This window comes from Mesorhizobium sp. B2-7-1 (assembly GCF_006440735.1).
GTDB lineage: Bacteria > Pseudomonadota > Alphaproteobacteria > Rhizobiales > Rhizobiaceae > Mesorhizobium.
This window is the reverse complement of sequence record NZ_VFUA01000020.1, coordinates 1-24,649: the sequence shown is the minus strand read 5'-3', so window position 1 is coordinate 24,649 and position 24,649 is coordinate 1. Positions and strand designations below refer to the sequence as shown.

At 64.9% G+C, this 24,649-nt stretch carries 26 protein-coding genes; all 26 read right to left on the bottom strand.

Annotation, left to right across the window (positions count from 1 at the left end; genetic code table 11):
* Positions 1–13: 13 nt before the first annotated feature.
* On the bottom strand, positions 14–1,063 hold the full coding sequence (locus FJ471_RS10760; protein ID WP_140803134.1) for a flagellar hook-associated family protein: 1,050 nt from the start codon (positions 1,061–1,063) through the stop codon (positions 14–16).
* A gap of 3 nt (positions 1,064–1,066) precedes the next feature.
* Positions 1,067–2,521 (bottom strand): flagellar hook-associated protein FlgK, encoded by a 1,455-nt coding sequence (gene flgK / locus FJ471_RS10755; RefSeq protein ID WP_140803133.1) that lies wholly within the window; start codon positions 2,519–2,521, stop codon positions 1,067–1,069.
* A 29-nt stretch (positions 2,522–2,550) separates the two neighbouring features.
* A complete protein-coding gene (locus tag FJ471_RS10750; protein WP_140803132.1) occupies positions 2,551–3,801 on the bottom strand; it encodes a flagellar hook protein FlgE in 1,251 nt (416 codons plus the stop codon).
* A gap of 91 nt (positions 3,802–3,892) precedes the next feature.
* Positions 3,893–4,561 carry a response regulator transcription factor gene (locus FJ471_RS10745; protein ID WP_140803131.1) on the bottom strand — a complete coding sequence of 223 codons (669 nt, stop codon included), beginning with the start codon at positions 4,559–4,561 and terminating at the stop codon, positions 3,893–3,895.
* A 221-nt stretch (positions 4,562–4,782) separates the two neighbouring features.
* Entirely contained in the window at positions 4,783–5,373 is a 591-nt protein-coding gene (locus tag FJ471_RS10740; protein ID WP_224668015.1) for a transglycosylase SLT domain-containing protein, read from the bottom strand.
* Complete coding sequence (locus FJ471_RS10735) at positions 5,303–6,673, bottom strand: flagellar hook-length control protein FliK (RefSeq protein WP_140803130.1); 1,371 nt, start codon at positions 6,671–6,673, stop codon at positions 5,303–5,305. Before FJ471_RS10735 ends, FJ471_RS10740 begins: the two co-directional genes overlap by 71 nt.
* Positions 6,670–8,133 carry a chemotaxis protein MotC gene (locus FJ471_RS10730; protein WP_140803129.1) on the bottom strand — a complete coding sequence of 488 codons (1,464 nt, stop codon included), beginning with the start codon at positions 8,131–8,133 and terminating at the stop codon, positions 6,670–6,672. Before FJ471_RS10730 ends, FJ471_RS10735 begins: the two co-directional genes overlap by 4 nt.
* Positions 8,130–9,548, bottom strand: coding sequence for a MotB family protein (locus tag FJ471_RS10725; protein ID WP_140803128.1), 1,419 nt, complete (start codon positions 9,546–9,548; stop codon positions 8,130–8,132). The genes FJ471_RS10730 and FJ471_RS10725 overlap by 4 nt, the downstream gene beginning before the upstream one ends.
* Positions 9,545–10,168 carry a hypothetical protein gene (locus FJ471_RS10720; protein ID WP_140803127.1) on the bottom strand — a complete coding sequence of 208 codons (624 nt, stop codon included), beginning with the start codon at positions 10,166–10,168 and terminating at the stop codon, positions 9,545–9,547. The genes FJ471_RS10725 and FJ471_RS10720 overlap by 4 nt, the downstream gene beginning before the upstream one ends.
* A gap of 3 nt (positions 10,169–10,171) precedes the next feature.
* Entirely contained in the window at positions 10,172–11,818 is a 1,647-nt protein-coding gene (fliF, locus tag FJ471_RS10715) for a flagellar basal-body MS-ring/collar protein FliF (protein WP_140803126.1), read from the bottom strand.
* A 179-nt stretch (positions 11,819–11,997) separates the two neighbouring features.
* Entirely contained in the window at positions 11,998–13,068 is a 1,071-nt protein-coding gene (locus FJ471_RS10710) for a flagellin (protein ID WP_140803125.1), read from the bottom strand.
* Between the two features lie 358 nt (positions 13,069–13,426).
* Positions 13,427–14,422, bottom strand: coding sequence for a flagellin (locus tag FJ471_RS10705; protein ID WP_140803124.1), 996 nt, complete (start codon positions 14,420–14,422; stop codon positions 13,427–13,429).
* Positions 14,423–14,646: 224 nt separating this feature from the next.
* Complete coding sequence (gene fliP / locus FJ471_RS10700) at positions 14,647–15,378, bottom strand: flagellar type III secretion system pore protein FliP (protein ID WP_095766375.1); 732 nt, start codon at positions 15,376–15,378, stop codon at positions 14,647–14,649.
* A complete protein-coding gene (locus FJ471_RS10695) occupies positions 15,375–15,869 on the bottom strand; it encodes a flagellar basal body-associated FliL family protein (RefSeq protein ID WP_140803123.1) in 495 nt (164 codons plus the stop codon). The genes fliP and FJ471_RS10695 overlap by 4 nt, the downstream gene beginning before the upstream one ends.
* A gap of 17 nt (positions 15,870–15,886) precedes the next feature.
* A complete protein-coding gene (gene flgH, locus FJ471_RS10690) occupies positions 15,887–16,591 on the bottom strand; it encodes a flagellar basal body L-ring protein FlgH (protein WP_140803122.1) in 705 nt (234 codons plus the stop codon).
* On the bottom strand, positions 16,588–17,193 hold the full coding sequence (locus FJ471_RS10685) for a MotE family protein (protein ID WP_140803121.1): 606 nt from the start codon (positions 17,191–17,193) through the stop codon (positions 16,588–16,590). The genes flgH and FJ471_RS10685 overlap by 4 nt, the downstream gene beginning before the upstream one ends.
* An 8-nt stretch (positions 17,194–17,201) precedes the next feature.
* Positions 17,202–18,290: a flagellar basal body P-ring protein FlgI gene (locus FJ471_RS10680; RefSeq protein ID WP_224668075.1), complete on the bottom strand. Its 1,089-nt coding sequence runs from the start codon at positions 18,288–18,290 to the stop codon at positions 17,202–17,204.
* 149 nt (positions 18,291–18,439) lie between these two features.
* Complete coding sequence (flgA, locus tag FJ471_RS10675) at positions 18,440–18,961, bottom strand: flagellar basal body P-ring formation chaperone FlgA (RefSeq protein ID WP_181179319.1); 522 nt, start codon at positions 18,959–18,961, stop codon at positions 18,440–18,442.
* A gap of 6 nt (positions 18,962–18,967) precedes the next feature.
* The gene (gene flgG, locus FJ471_RS10670; RefSeq protein ID WP_140803118.1) at positions 18,968–19,756 is read right to left on the bottom strand and encodes a flagellar basal-body rod protein FlgG; all 789 of its coding nucleotides are present in this window, start codon (positions 19,754–19,756) and stop codon (positions 18,968–18,970) included.
* Positions 19,757–19,765: 9 nt separating this feature from the next.
* Positions 19,766–20,095, bottom strand: a complete 330-nt coding sequence (locus tag FJ471_RS10665) for a flagellar hook-basal body complex protein FliE (RefSeq protein ID WP_140803117.1) — start codon at positions 20,093–20,095, stop codon at positions 19,766–19,768.
* Positions 20,095–20,511, bottom strand: a complete 417-nt coding sequence (gene flgC / locus FJ471_RS10660) for a flagellar basal body rod protein FlgC (RefSeq protein WP_140803116.1) — start codon at positions 20,509–20,511, stop codon at positions 20,095–20,097. Before flgC ends, FJ471_RS10665 begins: the two co-directional genes overlap by 1 nt.
* A gap of 2 nt (positions 20,512–20,513) precedes the next feature.
* Positions 20,514–20,894 carry a flagellar basal body rod protein FlgB gene (gene flgB, locus FJ471_RS10655; RefSeq protein WP_140803115.1) on the bottom strand — a complete coding sequence of 127 codons (381 nt, stop codon included), beginning with the start codon at positions 20,892–20,894 and terminating at the stop codon, positions 20,514–20,516.
* 85 nt (positions 20,895–20,979) lie between these two features.
* Positions 20,980–21,768, bottom strand: a complete 789-nt coding sequence (locus FJ471_RS10650; protein ID WP_140803114.1) for a hypothetical protein — start codon at positions 21,766–21,768, stop codon at positions 20,980–20,982.
* On the bottom strand, positions 21,749–23,170 hold the full coding sequence (gene fliI / locus FJ471_RS10645; RefSeq protein WP_140803113.1) for a flagellar protein export ATPase FliI: 1,422 nt from the start codon (positions 23,168–23,170) through the stop codon (positions 21,749–21,751). Before fliI ends, FJ471_RS10650 begins: the two co-directional genes overlap by 20 nt.
* A 4-nt stretch (positions 23,171–23,174) precedes the next feature.
* Complete coding sequence (flgF, locus tag FJ471_RS10640) at positions 23,175–23,897, bottom strand: flagellar basal-body rod protein FlgF (RefSeq protein WP_140803112.1); 723 nt, start codon at positions 23,895–23,897, stop codon at positions 23,175–23,177.
* A 7-nt stretch (positions 23,898–23,904) separates the two neighbouring features.
* Positions 23,905–24,649: DUF1217 domain-containing protein (locus FJ471_RS10635; RefSeq protein WP_246684684.1), on the bottom strand; the 745-nt coding region annotated here is incomplete at its 5' end.

Genomic DNA, 24,649 nt, shown 5'->3' with positions numbered 1-24,649 from the left:
CCGGTTTATGTGTTCAAGTCAGGTAGTTGAGCAGGCTGAGCTGCTGCAGACGCGCGGTCAAGGCGAAGGACGTCTCGATATGCTGCGTCAGGTCGGCGACGCGGGTGGCGGCTTCCGCCGGATCGACGCCTTCGAGATCGACGATATGCTTCTCGAAGAGATCGACCTGGGTCTTCATGCGGTCGCTGGCGTCGGACACGCGCTGCTGGGCAAGGCCCGTCTCTGCCCGCACCTGGGTGATGCCGCCGATGGCTTCGCCGACCAGCGCCTGCGCGCGGTCGACGACGGCGTTCTGGGCAGCCTCGCTGATGCTGCCGGTAAGCAGGCTGCTGACCATGGCGGACGCCATGGCAAGCTTGCGGATGCCTTGGTCGTTGGCGCTGACCGAGGTCTGGGTGGTCTCGTTGAGCGAAATGCGGCTGGTGATCTGGTCGTCGGTAGCGCTCGACCAGTTGGCCTGCCAGGCGGCGCCCAGGAATTGCGGCTCGACCTTGGTGGTGATGAAGTCGTCCATCTGCGCGGCGGTGATGTTCGCCGCCCCCGGATCTGTCTGGGTAAAGCCGAAATAGCTCGAAAAGGCGGCATCGAACGCAGCCTTGGCCGGCGAGCCGGCGGCGTTGAAATCGTCGACCGGCTTGACGTCGGTGTTGGTGCCGGCAAACAGATATTCGCCGTTGACGCTGGTGTTGAGGATGCCCGTCATCTGCTGCAGCGCCGAGGAGCCGGCGGTCTGCAGGATGCTGGTCGAGGAGTCGCCCGACACGCCGCTGGTCAACGCCGACAGGAAGCTCTGCGCGGCACCGGCGATCTGGCCGAGCGAATCCTGGGTCGATGTCAGGCGCGCGGAGACGAGCGCGTTGGAATCGACAATGCCGTTCAGCCGGTCGAGATCGCGCTGGAAGGTGACGGCCTGGGTCGTGCGGCTGCCAAGCGCCAGGCCGACATCGGCGACCGTGCCGGTCTGCGATTCCTTCGTCGCCTTGATGAGGTCGGCCTGCATCTTTGCCTGCTGGTAACGCAGCGCGTTGGAAATGGCCGCTGAGGAAACGCCTGTCGCTTTCATGAATTATCCTACCGCGCTCATCAAGGCGTCCAGCATGTCGCTTACCGTCTTCATCATATGCGCCGAGGCCTGATAGGTGTGCTCGAGGTCAAGCAGCAGGGACATTTCCTGGTCGACATTGACCCCGGTGTCGTTGGAGAGCGCCTCGGCCGTGCGCACCGCCAGCGCCTGCTTGCTGTCGGCATTGGTCGAGGCCTGCTGGCGCACGCCCTCGAACCAGCCGATGGCGTTGGCCGCATAGTCGGAGACGCCGGAGCTGACGGTGATGCCGGCCGAGCTGTCGAAGGCCATCGGCTGATCGAGCTTGCTGGAGTAGCCGATCAGCAGGTCCGCATAGGATGCGCCGCCGCTGGTGTTGGCGACATAGGCCGCGCCGTTGGCGCCGCCGTCGCGCAGCAGCGCGGGATTGCCGCCGGCGCTCGGATCGAAGGCGGCGTTGACGCTGATCGTGCCGGCGAGGCTGTCGACCAGGGTGCCGGCGGTCGGAATTGCAGGCGCGCCGGACCATGTGAACAGGCCGGTCGCATTGGGCTGCGACGACGAGGTTTCGGCAAATGCCGTGACGAGGCCACGCGCGATTTCGTCGAGCTGGCTCTGCATGGTCGAGGCGACGCCGTCGCGCAGCTTCAGAAGGCCCGCAAGCTTGCCGTCGGCGGTGGCGTTGTCGGCAGTGCCGGCCGAGACCGGCACATTGTCGATGTAGATCGTGTTGCCGGATGTGCCGGCCGAATAACCGGCAGACGGCGTGAAGGTCACCGAACGCGGCACGGTCTCGAACAGCGTCGTGCCGTCCTTGGTGGTGATGACCATGTCGTTGTCGCCGCGCGTGAAGGTCGAGACCGGGACATATTCCGATATCTTCTTCAGGAGGGCGTCGCGCTGGTCGAGCGCGTCGGAGACATCGGTGCCGGACCGCGTGCCCGAGATGACCGCCTTGTTGGCGTCCTGGAACTGGCTGAGCAGCGAGTTGAGATCGTTGACGGCGGTGGAGATCTGACTGTCCGCCTGGGTGCGGAAGTCCTGGATCGCCTTGGTGCCGCTGTTCAGCGAATTCACCACCTGCTTCGCGGCGTCGACGACGCTGGTGCCGAGGTTCTGGTTCGACGGCGTGGTGGCATAGAGCTGCAGGGCTTTCTGCAGGTCGGCGATCGCGGTGGAGGGGGACGACGCATTGTCGACCCCGTTGACCGATAGGTCGAGCTGATCCATGCCGTTGTAAAGCGCGTTCTGGCCGCTCCACGCCGACAGCGCAGAGAGGTTCTGCCGGAACAGGAGGTCATTGGCGGTGCGCTGGATTTCCACCGCCCGGGCGCCGGGTGCCGTGCTGGTTACCACGGCGATGCGGCGGGTGTAGTCCGGGTTCGACGCATCGGCCACATTGCGCGATACGACGCTGGTCTGCTTGGACGTGGCCAGAAGCGCCGACTGGGCAATGCTTAGTGCGGAGGAAAGCGACATGCTGATCTTTCACGGGCGGCGCCCGTCGTTTATCTCTTCAGGTTGACGAGGACGTCCATCAGGTCCGAACCGGTCTGGAAGACCTTGGAATTGGCGGTGTAGCTGCGCTGCGCCGCGATCATGTTGGTCAGCTCCTCGGCGATATCGACGTTGGAGTTTTCAAGCGCCCCGGAGACGATGGAGCCGAGCTTGCCCTCATTGGCAAAGCCGATGTGGACGGCGCCGGAGTCGGTGCTCTGCACATAGACGTTGCCGGGCATGGCGGTGAGGTTGTCGGGGCTCTGAACATCGGCCAGCGGGATCTTGTACAGCGCCTTGGTCGAGCCGTCCTCGAACTGCGCGTAGATGACGCCGTCCTGGCCGATCTGCACCTTCTGGATGGAGCTCGGCGCGTTGCCGTTGACCTTGGCGTCGGCGACGGTGAAGCCGGTGCCGAGCTGGGTGACCTTGGAGAGATCGAGGTTCAGCGTCGAGCCGCCCGGCACAGTGAAGGATATATTGTCGGTGCCGGTGATCTTGCCCGTGGTGGTGTCGAAGGTAAGGTTCTGCGATGCCAATGCGCCGCCGGTGTAGGGGAAGGAGGTGCCGGGCGTCGCCTTCGACTGATCGAAGACCGAGACCTGCCAGGTGCCGGCGGCGGTGTTGGTGAAATAGACGTCGAGCAGCTTCCTGTTGCCGAGATTATCATAGGCAACCAGCGAGGTCTTCGATGTGTATTCGGCGGTCGCGCCGTTGGTGGACGGCAGCGGGCCGGAGGGCGGTGTCGCGCCCGCCGGCAGGTTGCCGGAGAAGAGGCCCTCGGTGCTCGGCGTCGCCGTCATCTCCTGGTCGGAGATCTGCACCGGCACGAGGCCTTCGAAGCCGTTGGCCGTCGCGGCCGGTTCGCCATTGGCGTAGCTGTAGGCCATGAGCTGGTAACCCGCGGCATTGACCAAGCGGCCTTGCGCATCCGGAACGAAGGAACCGGCGCGAGTCATATAGGGTGTGCCGCTGGCATCCTGGACGACGAAGAAGCCATCGCCGTTGACGGCAAGGTCGGACACCGAGGTGGTGTAGGTCATGACGCCTTGCGTGCTGACGGCCGAGCGGATCGTGGTGGTCACTCCGCCCGAATTATAGGCGCCCCCGGTGCCGGGCATGATCAGTGTCGAGAACTCGGCCGAAGAGCGCTTGTAGCCGGTGGTGTCCGAGTTGGCGATGTTGTCGGCCACCGCGGAGAGGCGGTTGGCCTGCGCGTTCATACCGGAAACGCCGGTCCGCATCATTCCGTAGAGGCTCATCGATGGATCTCCGCAGTGCCTGGGTAGGAGGCCATGAAACTATGCCTCGTGTCTTGCGCGAGGCTGGCGCGGGATGTGCCTTGGGCGGCCATCAAAATATCAGCCGGTAGCCGAGAAACCTCTTGGAATCGATCGGGTCGCGGCCGAGCTTCTCGCGCAGCTTCTTGCGCAGCTTCGAGATGTGGCTCTCCACCACGTTCTCCTCGACCTCCTCGTCGAAGATGCCGTAGATGGCGTTGAAGACCTGCGTCTTGGTCACGCGCCGGCCGCGGTTGCTGGCCAGGTATTCCAGGATGCGCCGCTCGCGCCGCGGCAGCGGCAGCGGCTCGCCGTCGATCTCCGGGTCGCGGCCATCCATGAAGATGCGCATCGACCCGACTTCGGTATAGGCGGCTTCTTCGGAACCGCGACGGCGGATGGCGGTGATACGAGCGAGGATCTCGCGGATATGGACAGGCTTGCGGACGACGTCGTCGACGCCGCTTTCGAACAGTCGCAACGTATGTTCGAGCGAGTGGTGTTCGCTGAGCGCGATCACCGGTGCGCCGGTGCGGTCGCGGATCTGGCGCGGCGATATCGCGCCATCGCGGCAGTCGCCGATGAGAAATGCCCGGACGCATCTGAGATCGGTGTCGGCGGCGGAACTCACCCACTCGCCGAATTCGCCCGGCGCGAAGCCGGCCGTGGCCACGCCCTCGCGATCGAAAAGTGAAGAGTAGCCCGCTGTTACGAGCTCTCGCTCATCAACGATCACGATCATCGACCCGCCCCCGAATCAGTTCATCTGCCCCGTGCGGAAAGGGGTAGCCGGCGCGGTGAATCCTGAAAAACCATCATTTCTTGTAACTATTTTCTTGGGAGTTTTTTTGAGAGCCGTAATAAAAGCGGTCGCGCAGGTGTATTTGCCCCCACTTTTGGCCGATGAATATTGGCGCCGGCCGATAGGCTGGCGAAGGCCGATCGGGGTTAAAGAACAAGCAACTATTGGTTGCAGAAAGCGCTGGCATTCGGCGTCCATTTGCCGAAGCCGGTGGCGACCATGTTGGCGATGACGCGGCAGACATAGACCTTCTGCGCGGGATCGTTGTCGGGGCCGGCATGATAGCGGGCGACGGCCATCGACCAGGTCATGTGCCTGGCATGCAGGCTCGCCAGGAAGCGCGCCGCGTAGTCGACATTCTGATGCGGATCGAGCATGTCGTCGACGCTGCGGAAGTGATCGCCGTGATAGTGTTGGTTGATCTGCATGCAGCCGAGATCGATCAATGTCTTGCCCTCGCGGCGGGCATTCTCGAATGTCGCGAGCGCTTCGCCGCGGCTGCGCGGAAAGACAGCTTTTCCCTCTATATTCAAGGCATTAGGCTGAAGGCTGCCTTTCTTTCCGGTCTCGGTCAGGCCGACGGCGTAGAGGATGCCGGCCGGCACGCCGTAGCGATCGGCGGCGCGCAGGATCTCCGGCTCGCAGGGATTGGCGGCGGCGCTGGCTGTGCCGGCGGCGAAACTAGATATACATATCGTCGCCAGCACCCTCGCGATGAGGCGGAGCGGCACGACCGAATTCCTGTGCGCCATTGCCATCGTTCCTTCCCGGTTGCCGGTCGCCGCCCGAGCCGTTGCCGCCCGAGTTCCCGGGCTGGAACGAAGGCTGGTCGCGGCCTGTCGACATCGGCATGGCGCTGGTTGCGTCGCTGCGGCTGGCCGCATGCACTGCTATCGAAGGTTGCAGGATCGTAACCTTGTCGACGTCGAAGCCGAGACTGCGCATGGACTTGACGATGGCGTCGCTGTCGGCAGTGAGACGGCGGTATGCCTCGTGTGTCGCGGGCTTCATCTCAATCGAAAGTTGCTCCCCCGAGAGCCGTAGGCTGGCGGTAACCGATCCGAGCTCCGAAGGGTGGAGCTCGATCTTCAGCACATGTGTCGGAACGGCAACAGAATTGGTCGTCTGCGAGCCCGGCGAGGCGCTTGCGAAGGCCTGCTGGACGCCCTTGTCGGAGGCAAGCGCTTCAACCAGTGCCGACGCGGTCTGGCCGATCGGGTTTTGTGCCGGCGCCGGGAAGCTCTGCTGGCTGACGACGTCCATCCGTGCGGCTGAAGAAGACTGCTTGGCCGGTGTCTGCTGCGTGGTCGACTGCGATTGTTGGGAGGTCTTGGAGGCGGAAGCCGGCCGCCAGCCTTGCGGCGGCGCCGGGCTGTCGGCCTGCGGCTCATTCCCTTGCGTCGGCAAGATCTTGATATCGCTGCGGCCCGGCATGTCGAGAGCTGCGTCCGCCTTTACCGGCTTCTGCCCGAAGTCTGGCCCGTGATCTTCAGCCGCCGTCGAACGGGCGGATCGCGATCGCGGCTCGACGGAACTGTCGACCGCCGTGCGCTTGCCCGCGCGCAGCGGCAATTCCAGCGATCCGTGTTCGCCGGCGCCATCTTCGCCTTCGGCGGAACCTGTGCCGCTCGCGCCCGACGACTGCGCGAAATGCTTCATGTCGCTCAGCGCCATCAGCAACGGCAGGCGATCCTGCAGCGGTGCGGAATCGTCGGCTTGCGCCGTGGAATCCTTGTCCGCCTTCGGCTTCGCCTGATCGGTCTGGGCGCTGGTCTTGGCGGACTTTCCCGTCGCTGCTTTCTGCGTGCCGGTTTTCCCCTGCGAATCCTGGTCCGGCTCCCGGTTGCCGTTGTTGACCGGCGAGCGCCTTGCAGAATGCGCGTTCGGCACTACCGGTCCGGTCGCGTGCTTGTCCTGCGGCCGTTCGGGCTTCTCGGACCCATGCACCATTTCGCCGAAATTCTGATCTCCATCCTTGCTGCCGGCGGCATGTTGCCGGGGCTGGGATTGGGACGAAGCTAAGCCCGGCAGGGTCTGGCTGACGCTGGTCATTTCGGGGCTGCTCCGAGGAGTTGGTCGATCTGGTCGAGCTGACGCCGCGTGCTGGTCACCGCCGCGTCGATCGGGTCTTGCGTATTCGAGGCCGCCGGCGCGGATGCCTGCACCACCGGCGCGGCGTCAGTCGGCGCCGGAGCGGCCGCCGGCGTTTCAGCCGATGTCTGCGCCGGCTGTGGAGCAGGGGGCGGCGAAACCGCGGTCGGCGCGTCCTTCGCCGGATCGCTCGAGGCGACCGCCGGATCGCTTGTCGCGACCGCTGGATCGCGTGCCGCAACCGTTGGCTGGTCGGGCATTGCTCCTTCCACCGGAGGCAGGTCCGCATTGGCCGGATCGGCCGAGGCCTCGGCCACGGATTTCGCCTCGTCATCTTTTGCGACGGTTGTCGGTGCTGCGTCGGCTTTGGCGGCCGCTTTCACCGGCGCCACCACCTCGCCGGCGACAGCCCGCGCAGCGTCAAGCAGTTCACGGTCGCTTTGCGAAAGCTTGCCGCGATCAATCTTGCCGAGCTTGGCGCGCACCTCGTCGACACTGGCCGATGTCATGGTGGAAAGGCTCGAATACAGCTGGGTGCGCGGGTCGTCCTGGTTGCCGTTGCCGTTGCGGCCGAGCTCCGCCTTGGCCGAGGCGAAAGCCGAGAGCTCGGTCATGCCGTCGATCGCGGCATGGCGCGCGATGCGCAGGTAGATCACTTTCTCGCGCTCGGGATCCATTATCGAGGTGATGTCGGCGATCTTGTCCTGGCTGATCGCCATGTGCAGCGTGATGACGCCGGAAACGAAGGCATCGGCGAACTGGCTCGCGTAGGGCGAATAGAGGTAGGACGCGACATATTGGGTCGAAGCCAGCGCGAAACGGGCGGCGTCGCCCTGCGCGGCCGCGATGCCCACGGAGCGGCGAAGCGCAGCCTCCTCGACCAGCGTGCCGGGGCTGAGCAGGCGCGCCTCGTCGAGCAGCGTGAGCGCTGCCGCCGGGTCATCGGTCGCGAGCAGCGAGCCCTTGACCAACGCCAGGAAGGCGCCGAGGTCGGCGGGCACGCTCATCGGATCGATCGGCTTCAGCATGTCGATCGCCTCGGCCGGCCGCCCGCTCAGATAGGCGACGACGCCTTTGGCGATGGCCAGGCTTTGCGGGTCGGTTATCGCGCGCGAGGCCGCCGCCGCGACCGTCACCGGATTGCCGCCGCTCATGCCATAGACGAGCAGAGCGCGGAAGTTCTTCGGTTCCTTGAAATCCTCGGCATTCGCGTCGCGCATCCGGGCGTCGATCATTTCGAGCAGCTTTGCCTGCATCGGCAGCGCGGCATGATCGCCGCCGGCAATGCGATCCTGGATCAGCTGCAGCGAACGCACCAGCTGATAGGGCTGCAGGGCGTCTTGTGCGAAGGCCGACGATGTCGGCGCCGCGGCAAGCAATAGCAGCGCTATCGCGCCGCCGATGACGGTTCTGCCCTTCATCCGCCAGCAGCCATCAAGATTTCGATGCGCCGGTTCGCGGCAGCCATCGGATCGGCGGCGATCTTGGGCTGCCGGTCGGCGAAGCCCGCGACCTCGGTGATGCGGCTTTCGTCGACGCCGCCGCGCACCAACATGTAGTAGGCCGAATGGGCGCGTGCGGTGGACAGCCGCCAATTGTCGTATGTGTCGCTGCGGAACGGCCGCGCATCGGTGTGGCCGCTGATGGTGATGGTGCCCTTCTTCTCGTTGATGATGTGGCCGATCTTTTCCATCGCCAGCACAAGCTCGCGGCGCGGCATGGCCGAACCGATCTCGAACATGCCGAAATCGAGCTGGTCGGTGATCGAAATCACGACACCCTTGTCTGTGGCCTCGACCGAGACGCCGTCGGCGAGCTTCTCGCCCGGAAGGAATGCCTTGGCGAGTTCCTTCTTGATGTCCGCCGCTTCCTGAAGAGCGGCTTTGCTCGGCGCCTTGTCAGCCTTGTCTGCGGCTTGCTCTTGTTCGGTCTTTTCCGCCTTCGCCGCCTCAGCTTTAGCGTCGCCGGCTGCGGCCTCGCGCTTGTCGGTTTCGGCTTTCCCGCCCTGTGCCTTCTCGGTCTTGCTGGCTTCACTCGATGGCTTCTCGGACTCGCCCTGCGCGGCTTTTTGGCCGTTCTTGGCGTCGGTCTTTTCCTGAGTTGCCAGCGGCTCGAGCGGCGCGGCCGTGAGCGGAGGTGCAGCCGGAACGGCCTTCACCTTCGGCACGGCCACCGTGGCGACCTTGTCGCCGGGCTTGACCGGATCGCCGTCGATTTTGGCGCGCTCGGCGGTTGCCTCGGCATCGGGCGCCGCCACCTGCTGCGACCAGAAATCCGGCGCGAACGGATCGCGGTAGGATTCGCCGCCGGAGGCGCCTGTCGCAGGACCGGACGTCTGGGCGCCACCTTCGCCCTTGGCGCTGACGTTCTGCATCACTCCCGTATCGGCGGCGATCTCCGCCAGCACGGCATAAGGATCGGCAAACAGCTTTTCGTCGGAGAGCTGGGCATCCTGCGCCCCATCCTTGGTCTGCTGGCGTTCGGAGGAACCGGCGCCGCCCTTGCCGTTATCGCCGGCCTTGGTCGCGCCCTGCTGCGGGTTGTCCGCGGTCAGCCCGACCTTGCTCGGGCCGTCACCAAGGTCTTCCAGACCCTTGCGGCTGGAGTTGCGGTCGATCAGCTCGACCGGATTGAAATAGCTGGCGACGGCTGCCTTGGTCTGCTCGTTGGCGGCGTTGATCAGCCACATGACGAGGAAGAAGCACATCATCGCCGTCATGAAGTCGGCGAAGGCGATCTTCCACACACCACCATGGTGACCGTCGTCGTGACCGTCGTGATTGCGCTTGACGATGATGATCTCGTGCCGGGGGTCGGCATGGTCGACGGCGCTCATGACAGGACCTCCGACAAGGACGCCGACCACTCGGCGATACGCGTCTCGAACACCGTTTCGTCAATGGTGACGGTCAGGTCGAAGCCCGGCGCCTCGGTGAAGTCGAGATTGGCGGCGCGGGATCCGAGCGCCGCCTTCAGCGGCTCGAACAGCGAGAGCGGCCCCCGGACACCGATACGCACGGCCTCGCTGTCGGCGACCGCGGCGCCGATGGCGCGCGAAAGGGCCTGCAGCGAACGTTGCTGCAGGTCGTCGCTGAGAAGGCCGCCGACGATGCGGGCGACGGTCGCGCCGGCAAGCGCGGCAACGCGCTGCTCCATGGCCTCGATCCGCGTGGCGACAGCAGCGCCGAGATCGCCGCCGAAGCTTTCAAGGAAAGCTTTCGCCGCATCGTCGCTGGCCTGGCGCTCGGCATCAAGCGCCGCCTGATGCGCGAGCGCAAGGCGCGCCTCGAGCGCGGCTTCCGCGTCGGCCACCGCCTCGGCGATCAGCGCGCCGATATCGGCCTGCGGCGCTGGCGCCACAGGTATATGCTCGGCGGCGCGTGCGGACGGCGGCTGGCTGGCACGCGAGGTTCGCGAACCGAAATCGGGCAGGAGATCGAAGAGCGCCGAGGCCATGGCCTAACCCACGGCTTCCGGGGCGGCCGCCCATTTGCGCAGGATCTGCGCGGTGCGCTCCTCGTTGAGGTCGACCATGCGGGCCAGCCGCTCCTGCGGCGCCGGCCGGATTTTCTGGCGCAGGTCATCGAGCGGGGTTGCGCCGGCGCGCGCGCCGGGCAGGGTGTCGGCGGTGATCGCGGCGACGGGCGCATCGGGCGTCGGCAAGGAGCGCTGCACGTCGTCGAAGCTCGGGCCGGCAATGGCCGCGGGCTTCGCCGACGCCGTCAGCGCGGCGGCCATCGGCTTCAAGCCGAAGAAGGCAACCAGGAAGACGACGACGATGAAGGCGCCGGCATTGATCAGCGTGCCGGTATAGGTGCCGATCGATGCGAGGATGCCAGGCTGGTCGATCGGCTCGCCGTCGAGGCCGTTGATGAACTCGACGGCCGACACGTCGATGATATCGCCGCGCTTGTCGTCGAAGCCGGTCGCCGAGGCCACCATCTTCTGGATATCGGCGACGCGCTTGGCGATCTGGTCGGGCGTGGCGTCCTTGCCGAGGATGGTCTTCAGCCGATCCTGGTTGACGACGACCGCGATCGACATCTTGTTGACCGTGTAGCCGTTGGAGACGGTGGCGATCTTCTTGGAGTTGATCTCGTAGTTGGTGATCTCTTCCTTGCGGTCGTTCTGCGAGGTGGATTGCGGCCCCTCGGTGCTGGTGGTCTGCGTCTCGGGCAGGTTCTGCTCGACGCTTGTCGGGGTCGAGGCCTGCTTCTGGTTGCTGGCCTCGTTGGTCTTCACCGACTGCACCGAACGCTCGACGCGCGAGTTCGGATCGAAGATCGTCTCCTCGGTCTGGCGGGTGTCGGTGTTGACGTCGGCCTTGACGCTGGCGCGGAAATTGTCGGGGCCAAGATAGGGCGTGAGGGCGCGGCGGATGTTGTCGCCGATCTGCGCCTCGACCGTCTGCTCGACGCCGAGCGTGCGAGCCGCACTCGTGTTGGACGGGTCGTCGCCGGCAGCCAAAAGGTTGCCGTTCGAATCGAGCACGGTGACCTTGTCCGCCGAGAGGCCTGGAACGGCCGCGGCGACGAGGTGGCGGATCGACATGGCGCTCTTCTCCGCATCGTTGCCGGCATAGCGGATGACCACCGATGCGGAAGGCTGCTGCTCGTCGCGGCGGAAATTGGCGCGCTCGGACATGACGATGTGGACGCGCGCCGCCTTGACGCCGGAAATCGACTGGATGGTGCGCGCGATCTCGCCTTCCAGCGCGCGTACGCGGGTGATCTGCTGCATGAAGGAGGTGAGGCCGAGCGAGCCGACATTGTCGAACAGCTCGTAGCCGGCATTGGCGCTGGTCGGCAGGCCTTTCTCGGCAAGCAGCATGCGCGCCTGCGCGGTGGTGCCGGCCGGCACTAGCACGGAGGTTCCGTCGGAGCCGACATCGAAGCCGATGCCGGCATCGGCCAGCACCAGGCCGATCTGGTTGACGTCGGAACGCTCGAGGCCGACATAGAGCGTCTCGTAAGCCGGACGGTTGAGATAGACGGAAGCGATGCCGATGACGGCCATGACCAGGGCCGCGATACCGCCCATCAGCGCCAGACGTCGCACGCCGAAGCTCTTCAAATTCGCGATGATGCTCTGGATCTGTTCAGGCACGATTCAACCGCTCCCAGCATGACTGTCCGCCGGAAGACTAGACTGCGAAGCTTGTGCGAGGATGATAGGGCGTGCCGCCGAAGGTCCAGCAAAGCGCCGGACAGGCGGCCGCCATCCGAGAACGAAAAAGGCCGCGCTTCAAGCGCGGCCCTTTTCGTTGGTCGAGGCGACCGGGCGGCTTAGCCGTTCTTGAACAGCTGCAGGATCGACTGCGAGGAGCTGTTGGCGATCGACAGGGACTGGATGCCGAGCTGCTGCTGGACCTGGAGCGCCTGCAAGCGGGTCGATTCCTTGTTCATGTCGGCATCGACGAGCTGGCCGACGCCGCGGTCAATGGAGTCCATCAGGCTCTGCGTGAAGGTCTTCTGCAGGTCGATCGAGCTCTTGGCAGCGCCAAGCACGGTGGCGGAGTCCGTCAGCTGGCTCATGACGTTGTCGATCTTGGTGACCATCTGCGTGATGATGTCGTCGGTCACGCCCGGCGCCGTGATATCGAGGTTGAAGGCGGAGACGTTGTCGATCTTGACGGGCGTGCCCGTCACAGCGGCCTGGCCATCGGCGTTGGCGGCGATGTCGGTTTTGCCGATGGCGATCGAGGCGGCGTAGGCGGCATCATATGCCGACTGGTCGGCGGCGGTGGAATAGATCGAAGTCTTCCGATCGAGGATGCCCTGGTTCTTGACGGCGGTGGAGAGGCCGGAATCGAACAGCTTGGTGCTTTCGACATCGACGTCGATCGTTCCGAGCGAGATGGCACCTGAGGAAGAGCGGTTGAACGAGGCGACGATCTTGGCGTCGGGCTGGACGCCGTCATTGGGATTGGTGACCTGCTTGGAGATCACCGAAAGAAAATTCGAGCCGGAGAAGGTGGCGGCATCGGCGAAGGACTTCATCTGCGCCTGCAGCGTGGTGATTTCCGTCTGCGTTTTCGCCTTGCTGGCATCCGTCTGGCCAACCATCGAAAGCAGCTTGGTCTTGAGCTGGCCGACGGTGGTCAGCACATTGTTTATGCCGGTGTAGGCAGTGTCGACCTTCGAGGCGCCAAGGCCGAGCGCGTCCTGCACCGTCGACAGGGCCGAATTGTCGGAGCGCATGGTGGTGGCGATCGACCAGTATGCTGCGTTGTCGGCGGCCTCGGAGACCCGGTAGCCGGTCGAGATCCGGGCCTGCGTCTGTTCGAGCGATTTGTTGGTGGCGTTGAGGCTTTGAAGTGCAGTCAACGCCGCAGCGTTCGTCATGATGCTCGCCAAGAAACTCGCTCCTTCTCAAAGCCGGCATGCCACACAGGCCAGGATCGGCCTGCCCATCGGTTGCGATCGTGCCGGTCGGGCCGATTCGACAACCTAAGTCATTGGTTAACCATACCTAGCTCGATATGGTTAATGGCCTGTTAAAAGTAGGCTTTCGAGAGGTTAAGGAACGAGGGTTGCGCGAGCCTTGAGCAAGAGCAATTCCAAGAAAAGTTTGAAAACGATTTTCGATGTGGAGTCCGCTTCAAAGCAAAGAGATGGGCCGTCCCCGCTTGCGTGAAAGAGGGAACTGTTCAACGCAAATCGGGCCGCGCTTTTGGCGCGGCCCGATTGTCTGATGTAGCTGTTTTTAGAGCGATCAGCCGCGGAAGAGCGACAGGATCGACTGCGACGAGCCGTTGGCGATCGACAGCGCCTGGACGCCGAGCTGCTGCTGAACCTGCAGCGCCTGGAGGCGGGTCGATTCCTTGTTCATGTCGGCATCGACGAGCTGGCCGACGCCGCGATCGATGGAGTCCATCAGGCTCGAGGTGAAGGTCTTCTGCAGGTCGATCGAGCTCTTGGCGGCGCCGAGCTTGGTCGCGGCGTTCGTCATGGACTTGAGCGCGGCATCGACGACGTTCATCATCGCCTGGATCTGAGTGTCGCTGGCGGCGGTGGTGCCAGAGAAGATCTTCAGGCTGGCGACCGAATAGGTGTCGGTGGCCGCCGCAGCGTTACCCAGGGTCGGGTTCGAGGCGGCCGCCGCGACGCTGCCGTCGGTGCCGAGGCGGTCGGCGTCGAGGATGCCCTTCGACACGCCCGTGGCCGTGCCGGCTTCGTAGAGCTTGATGCTTTCGACGTTGACGTCGATCGTCGAGATCGAAACCGCGCCGGTGGCGCTGCGGTTGAAGGCCGAAACGATCTTGACGTCGGCTGCGGTCGTGGCGGTGGTGCCGCTGTTGACCGAGAGCATGTTAGTGCCGGAGAAGGTGGCGCCGTCGGCGTAGGCCTTCAACTGCTTCTGAAGAGCGGCGATTTCGACCTGGGTCTTTTCCTTCGAAGCATCGGTCTGGCCGTAGGAAGCGGTCAGCTTCTGCTGGATCTGGTTGATGGTCGTGATCGCGCTGTCCATGCCGGTGTAGGCGGTGTCGACCTTCGAGGCGCCGAGGCCGAGAGCGTCCGAAACGGTGGACATAGCCTGGTTGTCGGAGCGCATCGTGGTGGCGATCGACCAGTAAGCGGCGTTGTCCGAAGCCTGGGAAACGCGATAACCCGTCGAGATGCGGGCCTGGGTGGTGTCGAGGTTCTTCTGGGTGGCGTTCAAGCTCTGCAGAGCGGTCAACGCCGAGGCGTTGGTCATGATACTGGCCATGGTACTCGTACCCTATTTTTACACGGATTTTTTTTACATACCGGCATGTCCGGTATGACGGTGCGGCATCATGCCAATGACCGCTCAGCTGGGTCACCCGCCATCTGCGAGCGACTATGGCGGGAAGTCCCTACCAAAGACCTAAATCGGACGGTTAATCGAAAATATATTGCGTAAAATTCGAATGGAACGGGAGTGCGTTTCCAGCACTCGCCCCGGCGTCGTCAGGTGAAGGACCGCACCAGGCTGCCGACCAAAAGGTTCCAGCCGTCGATCAGCACGAAGAACAGGATCTTGAACGGCAGCGACACCACCGTCGGCGGCAGCATCATCATGCCCATGGCCATGGTGACGGTGGCGACGATGAGGTCGATGACCAGGAAGGGCAGGACGATGAGGAAGCCGATCTCGAAGCCGCGCCGGATCTCGGAGATCATGAAGGCCGGCACCAGGATGCGCAGGTCGACGGTCTCGCGCGAGACGGTCTGGCCGCGTTCGCGGGCGAGGTCGGCGAAGAGGTCGAAATCCTTGTCGCGCACATTGTGCAGCATGAAGTCGCGGAACGGGCCGGAGATTTTCTCGAACGCCTCGCCCTGGGTAATCTGGTTGTCCATCAGCGGCTTCACGCCGGTGTTCCAGGCCTGGTCGAAGGTCGGCGCCATGACATAGAAGGTCATGAACAGCGACAGCGAGATCAGGATCAGGTTGGCCGGTGTCGATTGCAGGCCGATGCCGGCACGCAGGATCGAGAAGGCGATGACGAAGCGAGTGAAGCTCGTCACCATGATCAAAAGGCCCGGCGCGACCGAAAGCACTGTAAGCAGGCCGAACATCTGGATCAGATAGCCGACCGTCGTGCCGTCGGCCTTGCCGATGCCGCCAAGATCGAGCTGCTGGGCCGCGGCGACGGAAGTGGTGACGACGATGAGCGCCGTGGCTATGAGGAACTTTCTCATTCGAGCAGCATCGTCCTGACGAGAACCTGTTTGGCGTGGCCGCCGCTGCGCAGCGCCGCGCGCTCTTCGAGATCGGCCTTGAGATGCTGGTAGCCGCTGGCGCCTTCGATCTGGTGCAGCTTGAGCGTGCGCACGAAGGCGAGCAGATCCTGGTGGACCTGCTCGGTCATTTCCGCCGGCTGCGGGGCGTCATAGAGCAGCGACGCCTCCAGCCGGATCCAGACGTCCGAGGGCGAGGCGAGATTGGTGGTGATCGGCGCCAGCTGAACCAGCGTCGGCCCGGCTGCCGCCTTGCCGCCTTCGGCGGGTTTTTCCGCTGTGCCGGCGTTTTCCGGCGCCGCGGGCACCGGCTTCGGCGTTTCGCCTTGCTTGAGATAGCCGCCGGAAAACCAGCCCATGCCGATAGCCGCGCCCGTCATCGCCAGCAGCATGGCGAGCTGGATCACCAGGGAAGGTCCCTTCTTGGGCTGGACCTGTTCGACATTCGCCACGGCAGCCGCTCCCAGTCCTAGAAGGGAAGAACCTGGTCGAGGACCTGCTGGCCATAGGCCGGCTGCTGGACCTCGCTCACACGGCCGCGGCCGCCATAGGAAATGCGCGCCTCGGCGATGCGCTCATAGGGTATGGTGTTCTCCGCGCCGATGTCGGACGGACGAACCATGCCGGCAATGGTCAGCACCCGAAGCTCGTAGTTGACGCGGACCTCCTGCGAGCCCCTGATCATCAGATTGCCGTTGGGCAGCACCTCGGTGACGACGGCGGCGACGTTGAGGGCGAGGTCTTCCGAGCGTTTGATTTCGCCATCGGCGTTGGTTTCGGTGCTGGAGCTCAAGCCGGCATCGCCCTTGCCGCTGGTGCTCGCCTTCTCCCAGCCGAGATTGATGTCGTAGCCGAGCTTGCGCGCGGCGGTGCGGCTGCGGTCGTTCTGGTTCTTGAAATTGGCCCTGTCGTTGAGCTTGATGTTGACGGTCAGGATATCGCCGGCGCGCAGCGCGCGCGGATCGGTAAAGAGCCGGCTCTGGCGGTCGTCCCACAGCGAGAATTTCTTCGGCCGCGAGGCAGGCGGCTCGGGATAGCTATAGGGTCCGGAACCGCCTTCACCGATGCCGGAACCGACCGGCGACAGCGCGGGCTCCCGGCCGATCTCCTTGAAATTGGTGCCGCAGCCGGACAGCGCCGCAACCGCGACGAGAACAGAGAATTTCAACTTCATGACGGATCAACCCTTCGCGCCGCGCTGGCCATGATGCCGGTGAGCGTCGCCGCCGCCTTCTGGTCCATTTCGTTCAGGATGACGCCGGCCTTGCGCGAATCGAGCTTCATCAGGATGGCGGCCGCGAGTTCGGCATTGACCATCGCCAGACGTTCGGCGGCGGCATCGGGCTTCATGCCTGCATAGATCTTGACGACACCGTCCTCGGCGCGCGCCAGGAACACTTCGCGGCGCTTCAGCCATTCCTCGTATTCGGCCCGCTTCGCCTCCAGCGCTTTCACGCGCTCGTCGATACCGGCCTGCAGTTGCTTCAATTCCTCGGCCTGAAGAGCGTAGCGGCGGTCGCGCGCTGCGTCCGCGATGTTGGAGCAGAAACGCTGGACTTCGCTTTCGTCAGGCGCTTTCCCGGCCGCGAGCGCGGCCGGCTGCGCCGGCTCCTTCTCGCGCGTGAGTTCGGCCGGCTGGGCCGGCGCCTGTCCGCCGGGCAGGACCTGGCGAATTTCCTCCGCGCCGACGGAAGCGCCGCCAAGCAGCGCGGCGGCTGCCGCGGCGGCGATCACTGTGAGAGGGCGGCGTGTCTTCGGGGAGAAAAGCGCGATCATCGGCGTGCCTATTGGAGAACCAGGTCGGCCTGCAAGGCGCCGGCCGATTTGATGCCTTGCAAGATGGCGATGATGCCGTCGGGCTTCACGCCGAGGCGATTGAGGCCGGAGACAAGCGTTTCGAGATCGGGGCCGTCGAGCACGGCGACGCGGGCGTTGGGCCGGGTCGCGTCGATGGCGGTGGACGGTTCGACCGCGGTCTCGCCCTTGGAGAACGGTTCCGGCTGCACGACTCGCGGTGCCTCGGTGATGCGCACTGTGAGCGTGCCATGGCTGATGGCCACGCGCGAGATCCTGACATTGTTGCCGATGACGATGGTGCCGGTGCGCTCGTCGATGACGACGCGGGCAGGAGCGTCCGACTCGACGACGAGGTTCTCGATCTCGGCATAGAAACGCGCGGCCGAGACGTTCTTCGGCCGCCTGATCTGCACGGTGCGGGCATCGCGCTCGGCGGCGACGCGCATGCCGAAGCGCTGCGAGGTATAGTCGTTGATGGCGTCGGCGATGCGGATGGCGGTGGAGAAATCGGGATTGCGCAATTGCAGCGTCAATACGCCTTGATCGTCGAATTCGGCCGGCACCGAGCGCTCGACGATGGCGCCGTTGGGCACGCGGCCGGCGGTCGGCACGCCTTGGGTCAACTGCTCGGCCTGGCCCTGTGCGACGAAGCCGCCGACGATCACCGAGCCTTGACCGACGGCATAGATTTCGCCATCGGCCGCCTTCAGCGGCGTCATCACCAGAGTGCCGCCGGCAAGCGAGGTGGCGTCGCCCATCGAGGAGACGTCGATGTCGATGCGGGCGCCCGACTGGACGAAGGGCGGCATGTTGGCGGTGACGATGACGGCGGCGACGTTCTTGGCGCGCGCGCTGCCACCTTCGGTGGCGATGCCGAGGTTTTCCAGCATGGCGCGGATCGACTGTTCGGTGAAGGGCGAGTTGCGCAGGCTGTCGCCGGTTCCGGCAAGGCCGATGACCAGGCCGTAGCCGACGAGCTGGTTGTCGCGCGCGCTCTGCAACTGGGCGATGTCCTTGATGCGCGCGGCGACCTGGCCGGGCGGCAGCGTGCTTGGACCGGTCGAGACCCGGAACATGCGCTGGGTGGTCGCCGGATCATATTCCGGATCGTCGTAGACGCCGCCGTTCTTCTGCGCGAGCTCGCGCTTGGCCTTGGGCGTCAGCCCATCCGCCATTGCCGGCTGAAGGCCGATGGCGGCGCTCAGCAGAAGGACAAAGGCGCGCATCACGAAGCGCCGACCTTGATGGTGCCGTCGGCCATCACCGTGCCCGAGATGATCTTGCCGCTGTCGGTGTTGCGGATCTTGATCTGGTCGCCCGCGGCCCCTGGCTGCAGCGTGACGCCGGCCGCCGAAATGGTGAGCGCGCCGGCGGTGAAATAGACCTGCACGGAAGCGCCCTGCTCGACCAGCCAGGCGTCGCGGATGGCGCTGACCGGGATGTAGCGGCCGGGCAGAAGCGTGCGTTTGGCGACCTTGCCCTGGAGTTCCTCGGAGCGCGTCACCATGCCGTCCGGCTTGTGCTTGCCGGGGATCAGCGTCACCTGCTTGAGCGAGGCGAACTCGATGGTCTCGCCGGGATAGATGACCCGGTTGGGGATCAGCACGGCCTCGCCGACGGCCTCGCCGACGGCGATCTGGTTTGCCGACTGGCCGGTCGTGTCCTGCGCGAATGCCGGCAAGCCGGTGGCCACCAGGACGATGGCCAGCGCGGCGCGGCGGAGTGCGGAGGAGATCGGCCCGGCCATCATCCGTTACCTGATGTTCTTCGAAACCACCGAGGCCATGTCGTCGGCGGCCTGGATGACCTTGGAATTCATTTCGTAGGCGCGCTGGGCGGAGATCAGCTCGGTGATTTCCTTGACCGGATCGACGTTGGAGGATTCGAGATAACCCTGCTGGATGGTGGCGAAGCCGGGATCCCCCGGAACGCCGACATTGGCAGGACCAGAGGCGGCCGTTTCCTGGAACAGATTGTCGCCGAGCGGCGCCAGCCCCGCCTCATTGGCGAAGTTGACGATCTGAAGCTGGCCGAGCAGTTGCAGGTCGGTCTGGCCATCGAGGCGGGCGAAGACCTGGCCGGTCTTGTTAACGATCACCTCGACAGCGTCGGTCGGCACGGTGATGGCCGGAATGACCTCGGCGCCGTCGACTGTGACCAATTGCCCGGTGGCGTTGGTGTTGAAGGCGCCAGCGCGCGAGTAGAGCATGCCGCCGTCGGCGCCCTGGATCTGGAACCAACCTCGGCCGGTCAAAGCCAGGTCGAAGCTGTTGCCGGTGCTGGCCAGTTCGCCCTGCGTGTGGACGTTGCGCACTGCCGTCGTCTTGACGCCGAGGCCGATCGAGACGCCTTCCGGCACCAGCGAGGTGTTGGAACGGTTGGGCACACCCTGCGTGCGGTCGACCTGGTAGAGCAGGTCGGAGAACTCGGCCCGGGCGCGCTTGTAGCCGGTGGTGTTGATGTTGGCGATGTTGTTGGCGATGACTTCCAGATTGGTCTGCTGGGCGTTCATGCCGGTAGCGGCGATGGCAAGGGCTTTCATGACGCGGTCCTAGATACTCATGCGGCTGATTTCGAGATAGGCCGAGACGACCTTGTCGCGGATGGCGATAGTGGTCTGCAGCGCCTGTTGGGCGCTCAGCACCGCGTCGACGACCTGGCGCGTGTCGGCATCGCCCTTGAGCGCCTGTATCGACATCTGCTCGGCGCCCTGCAGCGTGTTGACGGTCTTCGTCGCCGCCTGGCTGAGGACTTCAGCGAAGGTGCTGCCGACGCTTTCGCTGGCCTGCGTTCCGACGCCGCCTGGCAGCAGGTTTGGAGACGCAGATTCCGCTCCGTCTACCGCCGTCTTGAATTGTATTGCCCCGATACCGCCGATCATTACTGGTTCCTCATCAGGTCGATGGTCATGGAAATCAGATCGCGAGCCTGCTTGATCACCTGCAGGTTGGCTTCATAGGAGCGGTTCGCCTCGCTCATGTCGGCCATTTCGACCAACGTGTTGACGTTGGGCATCTTGACGTACCCCTTGTCGTCGGCGGCTTCGTTGCCGGGCTGGAATTCGATCGGGAAGTCCGATGGATCGCGGGAGATCGCGCTGACTTCCACCAGCGAGCCGCCGCTTGCGCGGTCGACCTCGGACTGGAAGGTGATCGTCTTGCGACGATAGGGATCGGCGCCGGGCGTGTTGCCGGTCGACTGGGCGTTGGCGAGGTTTTCCGAGACCACGCGCAGGCGTTCCGACTGGGCGCCAAGGCCGGAGGCCGCGACTTTGAGGGCTGCAGTCAGCGCATCCATGGTCAGCTCTTCACCACCATCGTCATCATCGAATGGAAGGCCTTGACGATCGCCGTGTTGAGCTCGAAGGAGCGGCGCACCTCGCCGGCCTTCATCAGCTCCTGTTCGAGGACCACGGTGTTCTTCGACGGCATGATCGCGCCGTCAGCGTCTTCCGGCTTGACGTTGAAGCCGGCATGGGCCGTTTCGGCGCCAAGGTGGCCAGCCTGCGTGGCGACAAGCGTCACCGCGGTGCGGTCGAGCACCTTTTCGAACGGCTCGACGTCATTGGCCGTGTAGCCCGGCGTGTTGGCATTGGCGATGTTGGAGGCAATCGCCGACTGGCGCACGGCCAGCCATTGCGACTGCCGCGTGGCGAGATCGAAAAGATTTACCGGTTCCATAGGAATCTCCCGGGCAAGTACGCACAAGACTAGGCGGCCAGTCTTGCGCGGACCTTGCGCGGGGCGAGCTGTAAGGCCCGGATTCTTACTTGGAGAGCTGGATCACCTGGTCGGTGCTGGTGACGATCACCCACTTGCCGCCGCGCTGCTCGATCGAGGCGACGCGGCTGGAATCGGGCAGCACCGAGCCGCGCTGGACGATCCACAGACCGGTATCGTCCTCGATCATGGCGCGGCCGTTGGCGACATGCACCATCTTGAATTCCGAAGCGGCGGCGGGGAAGGGCTGGTCGCCAGGCGGCGGCGCGGGATCGTCCTGCACCGTTCCGGTGGCAAACAGGTCGATATCGGCATTGGGAACGTCCTTGGCCGTCAGCGGTCCGCTGCGTTCGGCCACGATGCCGCCGCCATCGCGTCCGGAGTTGCTGCCGCTGCCGCCGAACTTGATGGCTTGAACGCCGAACTGCTCCTGGTTGAAGAAGATGTACCAGGGGAACAACGCGCAGATCAGGCCGAGCGTGATGCCGAGCGCGGCGATGACGAAATCGCTGCGGCGGTCGGCGCTCCTGTCGGTGAGGCGTGGGAACTGGGCTTTCGACGGCTCAGGCCATTCGGCGCGGGGAAAAAGACCGTCGAGCAACGAATCGGGGCTGATCTCAGCCACACCGGCTGCAGCGGTGGCGGATGTCCGCGGCGCATGCGGCCTGTCGGCCCTGGTCAGAAGCGCCGTCGCCTTGTCAGCCTTGGCGCGCGCGGTCTTGTCCCTGGCAGTTCTTGCCGCGTCGGCCTCAGCCCTTTCCGCAGCCTCGGCCTCGGCAAGCATGTCGCGCAGCATGCGCTCGGTGTATTGGAGCTCAGTCTCCTTGATCGCCATTCAGCTTCCCCTTGAGATGGCGGGCGAGGTCGGCGAACGGATCGGCCGATGCGCGGTCCCTCGGCGATTGCGTGAGCGCCTCGTAGATCAGCGGCACCTGGCGCACCGCGTTGTCGAGCTCGGCATCGGCGCCGCTCTGGTAAGCGCCCAGCAGACGAATGTCGCGCGTATCCTCGAAGCGCGCGATCATCGATTTCAGCCTTGTCACCAGCATGCGCTGCTCGGCGCTCCAGGCCTTGTCGGCAAGGCGCGAGATCGACGACAGCGGATTGACCGGCGGATAGCGGCCCTGCTCGGCGAGCGAGCGGTCGAGCACGACGTGGCCGTCAAGGATGCCGCGCACCGAATCGGCGACCGGATCATTGTGGTCGTCGCCGTCGACCAGCACGGAAATAATGGCGGTGATCGATCCCCTTCCTTTAACTCCGGGGCCCTCAGCTCCAGGCCCGGCGCGTTCGAGCAGCTTCGGCAGGTCGGTGAAGACCGAGGCCGGATAGCCGCGCGCGACCGGCGGCTCGCCGGTTCCGGTCGCGACCTCGCGCAGCGCATGCGCGAAGCGGGTGATGGAATCCAGCACCAGGAGCACGCGATGGCCCTGGTCGCGGAAATGCTCGGCCACGCACATGGCGGTGTCGGGCGCGCGTCGGCGCATCATGGCGCTTTCGTCGCTGGTGGCGACGACGGCGATGGTCTTGGCCATGCTCTCGGCGCCGATCGTATCCTCGAGGAATTCGCGCACCTCGCGGCCGCGCTCGCCGATCAGCGCCACGACCACCGTATCGAAGGCGTCGGCGCCGGCGAGCATGGCAAGCAGCGTCGACTTGCCGACGCCGGAACCGGCGAAGATGCCGAGCCGCTGGCCGAAGCAGAGCGGGGTGAAGATGTCGATCACCCTGACGCCGGTGAGGAAGCCGGTGCCGACGCGCTGTCGCGACAGGGCGCCAGGCGTCGCGCCATGCGCGGCATCGGCCGCATTCGGCCTGATCAGCGGCGGACCGCCGTCAATGACGCGGGTCAAGGCGTCGATGGCGCGCCCTCGCCAGGAGACATGCGGCGTGACCGCGAGCGGGCCGCGGCGAAAGACGGCATCGCCGATGCCGGCATCGGCGCTGCGCTCGAGGGGCGCGACCACCACCTCGTCGCTGCCGATCTTGACGATCTCGCCGCGCCGCGCGCCGGCCTTGCCGCGCTGCTCGACGATGTCGCCGAGCCGGGCAATCCCGGACAGGCCGCGGACCTTGTAATGCGTCGGCGATATCTCGGCGACGCGGCCGCCGCGCGCAAGCAGCGCCTGCGGATCGTCGAACCGCCGCCAGACGCGTTCGAGCGCGGCCAGCCTGTCCGTATGCCCGGTATCCGCCGGGCCTTCGGAAGCGCGCAACAGGGACGAGCCGGTCGTCATGCCGTCACTTCGAGCCGAGCGTCTTGATCGCGTCGTCGGTGGAGGAATCGGTCTGCCGCATCAGCGCCGCGGTGTTCTCGAAAGCGCGCTGCACCTGGATCAGCCGGGTCATTTCCAGCACCGGGTTGACGTTCGACTCTTCCAGAAATCCTTGAGCGACGCCGACGTCCGAGCGATCGGTGACGGGTTCGGGCGTGCGCGCAGGAACGATGCCCGAATTGCCATAGCGGACGAAATTCTCGCCGGGGTCGAAATTGTAGAGGCCGATGGCGCCGACCAGCTGCTCGTTCTGCCTGAGCGAGCCGTCGGCGCCTGCCTTGGGCGGGCCGTTGCGCGGATCGAGCTGGATCGGAGCGCCGCCGCTGTCCAGCACCGGGTAGCCTTCGATCGACATCAGCTCGCCGTTCTCGTTCATGGAGAAGCGGCCGTCACGCGTCATCACCGTGCCTGCCGGCGTCTCGATGGCGAACCAGGCGTCGCCCTGCACGGCGAAGTCGAACGGGTTGCCGGTTTCGGTCAGCGCGCCATGCGCGCCGGAAAGATAAGTCTTGCCGGAGGAGGCGAAGGAGACCGATTTCGGCCCGGTGCCCGAGACCACGTCCTCGAACTTCACGCCGGTGGCGCGAAAGCCGATGGTCGAGGCGTTGGCGACGTTGTCGGCGATGGTGTCGAGACGACGCTCGAGGGCGATCTGGGAGGAAAGGGCGACGTAAAGACTGTCCTGCATGATCTTCTCAGAACTTCAACTGCTGCATGGCCATCATCAGATCGGTGGAGATCCCGACACTTGTCGGCTGCGCAAAGAGCACGCTGACCGACGTCACGGCCGTCGAGGTGGGATGGTTGATCTCGTACATGCTGGTGAAGCGGGTCAGGAACTTGCCGAGCTTGTCGGGATCGGTGAAGTCCGTGATGTCGAGCTTCTGCTCGAAAAGCTGCGCCTGCTTGTCGATGTCGGCGGTGGCGAAGGAATCGGGCAGGCCGAGCGCGGTGCGGACCACGCTGGCAAGCGCCGTGTCGGCCAGCACGTCGTACCAACTGGTGATGTCTGGCGCCTTGCGCTGGAAATAAAGTGCCAGCCGCACGCCTTCATTGGTCTTGCCGGCATCCTCCTCCAGCGTCTGGCGCATGTACATGTCGACGGTCGGCTGCTGCGCCGGATTGGTCGTGGTCGCGTTTTCGCCGTACTGCTCGAAGTTGAAGGCGGTGGCGAGCCCGGCATAGGCCTTGTTGGTCTGCTTGTTGGCGACGCTGTCGGGATCGCGAACGCCGCTGGCTAGGACGCTGCGGATGAGATCCTTGCTTTCCGTGGCCGGATCGAGCCCATAAGCCGAGAGCGCATAGTTGTACAATCGGCTGTTGGCCATCAGATCGTCGATGGATTTCACGTTCGTGACGTTGGCAAGGTAGTATGCGGTTTCCGACGCGATATAGTCCGCATTCGGCGGGATCAGGCCAAGCGCAGACTCCGTCGTGTAG

What these genes read in the sequence shown, in the direction of transcription:
- FJ471_RS10650 (WP_140803114.1), bottom strand. Translation starts at nt 21,768, where the DNA reads ATGGCGATCAAGGAGACTGAGCTCCAATACACCGAGCGCATGCTGCGC.
- FJ471_RS10750 (WP_140803132.1), bottom strand. Translation starts at nt 3,801, where the DNA reads ATGAGCCTCTACGGAATGATGCGGACCGGCGTTTCCGGTATGAACGCG.
- FJ471_RS10735 (WP_140803130.1), bottom strand. Translation starts at nt 6,673, where the DNA reads ATGACCAGCGTCAGCCAGACCCTGCCGGGCTTAGCTTCGTCCCAATCC.
- fliP (WP_095766375.1), bottom strand. Translation starts at nt 15,378, where the DNA reads ATGAGAAAGTTCCTCATAGCCACGGCGCTCATCGTCGTCACCACTTCC.
- fliI (WP_140803113.1), bottom strand. Translation starts at nt 23,170, where the DNA reads ATGACGACCGGCTCGTCCCTGTTGCGCGCTTCCGAAGGCCCGGCGGAT.
- FJ471_RS10720 (WP_140803127.1), bottom strand. Translation starts at nt 10,168, where the DNA reads ATGGCCTCGGCGCTCTTCGATCTCCTGCCCGATTTCGGTTCGCGAACC.
- FJ471_RS10760 (WP_140803134.1), bottom strand. Translation starts at nt 1,063, where the DNA reads ATGAAAGCGACAGGCGTTTCCTCAGCGGCCATTTCCAACGCGCTGCGT.
- FJ471_RS10725 (WP_140803128.1), bottom strand. Translation starts at nt 9,548, where the DNA reads ATGAGCGCCGTCGACCATGCCGACCCCCGGCACGAGATCATCATCGTC.
- flgC (WP_140803116.1), bottom strand. Translation starts at nt 20,511, where the DNA reads ATGGATGCGCTGACTGCAGCCCTCAAAGTCGCGGCCTCCGGCCTTGGC.
- FJ471_RS10685 (WP_140803121.1), bottom strand. Translation starts at nt 17,193, where the DNA reads ATGATCGCGCTTTTCTCCCCGAAGACACGCCGCCCTCTCACAGTGATC.
- FJ471_RS10745 (WP_140803131.1), bottom strand. Translation starts at nt 4,561, where the DNA reads ATGATCGTGATCGTTGATGAGCGAGAGCTCGTAACAGCGGGCTACTCT.
- flgH (WP_140803122.1), bottom strand. Translation starts at nt 16,591, where the DNA reads ATGAAGTTGAAATTCTCTGTTCTCGTCGCGGTTGCGGCGCTGTCCGGC.
- FJ471_RS10730 (WP_140803129.1), bottom strand. Translation starts at nt 8,133, where the DNA reads ATGAAGGGCAGAACCGTCATCGGCGGCGCGATAGCGCTGCTATTGCTT.
- FJ471_RS10705 (WP_140803124.1), bottom strand. Translation starts at nt 14,422, where the DNA reads ATGGCCAGTATCATGACCAACGCCTCGGCGTTGACCGCTCTGCAGAGC.
- flgF (WP_140803112.1), bottom strand. Translation starts at nt 23,897, where the DNA reads ATGCAGGACAGTCTTTACGTCGCCCTTTCCTCCCAGATCGCCCTCGAG.
- FJ471_RS10740 (WP_224668015.1), bottom strand. Translation starts at nt 5,373, where the DNA reads ATGGCGCACAGGAATTCGGTCGTGCCGCTCCGCCTCATCGCGAGGGTG.
- flgK (WP_140803133.1), bottom strand. Translation starts at nt 2,521, where the DNA reads ATGTCGCTTTCCTCCGCACTAAGCATTGCCCAGTCGGCGCTTCTGGCC.
- FJ471_RS10665 (WP_140803117.1), bottom strand. Translation starts at nt 20,095, where the DNA reads ATGATCGGCGGTATCGGGGCAATACAATTCAAGACGGCGGTAGACGGA.
- flgB (WP_140803115.1), bottom strand. Translation starts at nt 20,894, where the DNA reads ATGGAACCGGTAAATCTTTTCGATCTCGCCACGCGGCAGTCGCAATGG.
- flgG (WP_140803118.1), bottom strand. Translation starts at nt 19,756, where the DNA reads ATGAAAGCCCTTGCCATCGCCGCTACCGGCATGAACGCCCAGCAGACC.
- FJ471_RS10680 (WP_224668075.1), bottom strand. Translation starts at nt 18,290, where the DNA reads ATGTTCCGGGTCTCGACCGGTCCAAGCACGCTGCCGCCCGGCCAGGTC.
- flgA (WP_181179319.1), bottom strand. Translation starts at nt 18,961, where the DNA reads ATGGCCGGGCCGATCTCCTCCGCACTCCGCCGCGCCGCGCTGGCCATC.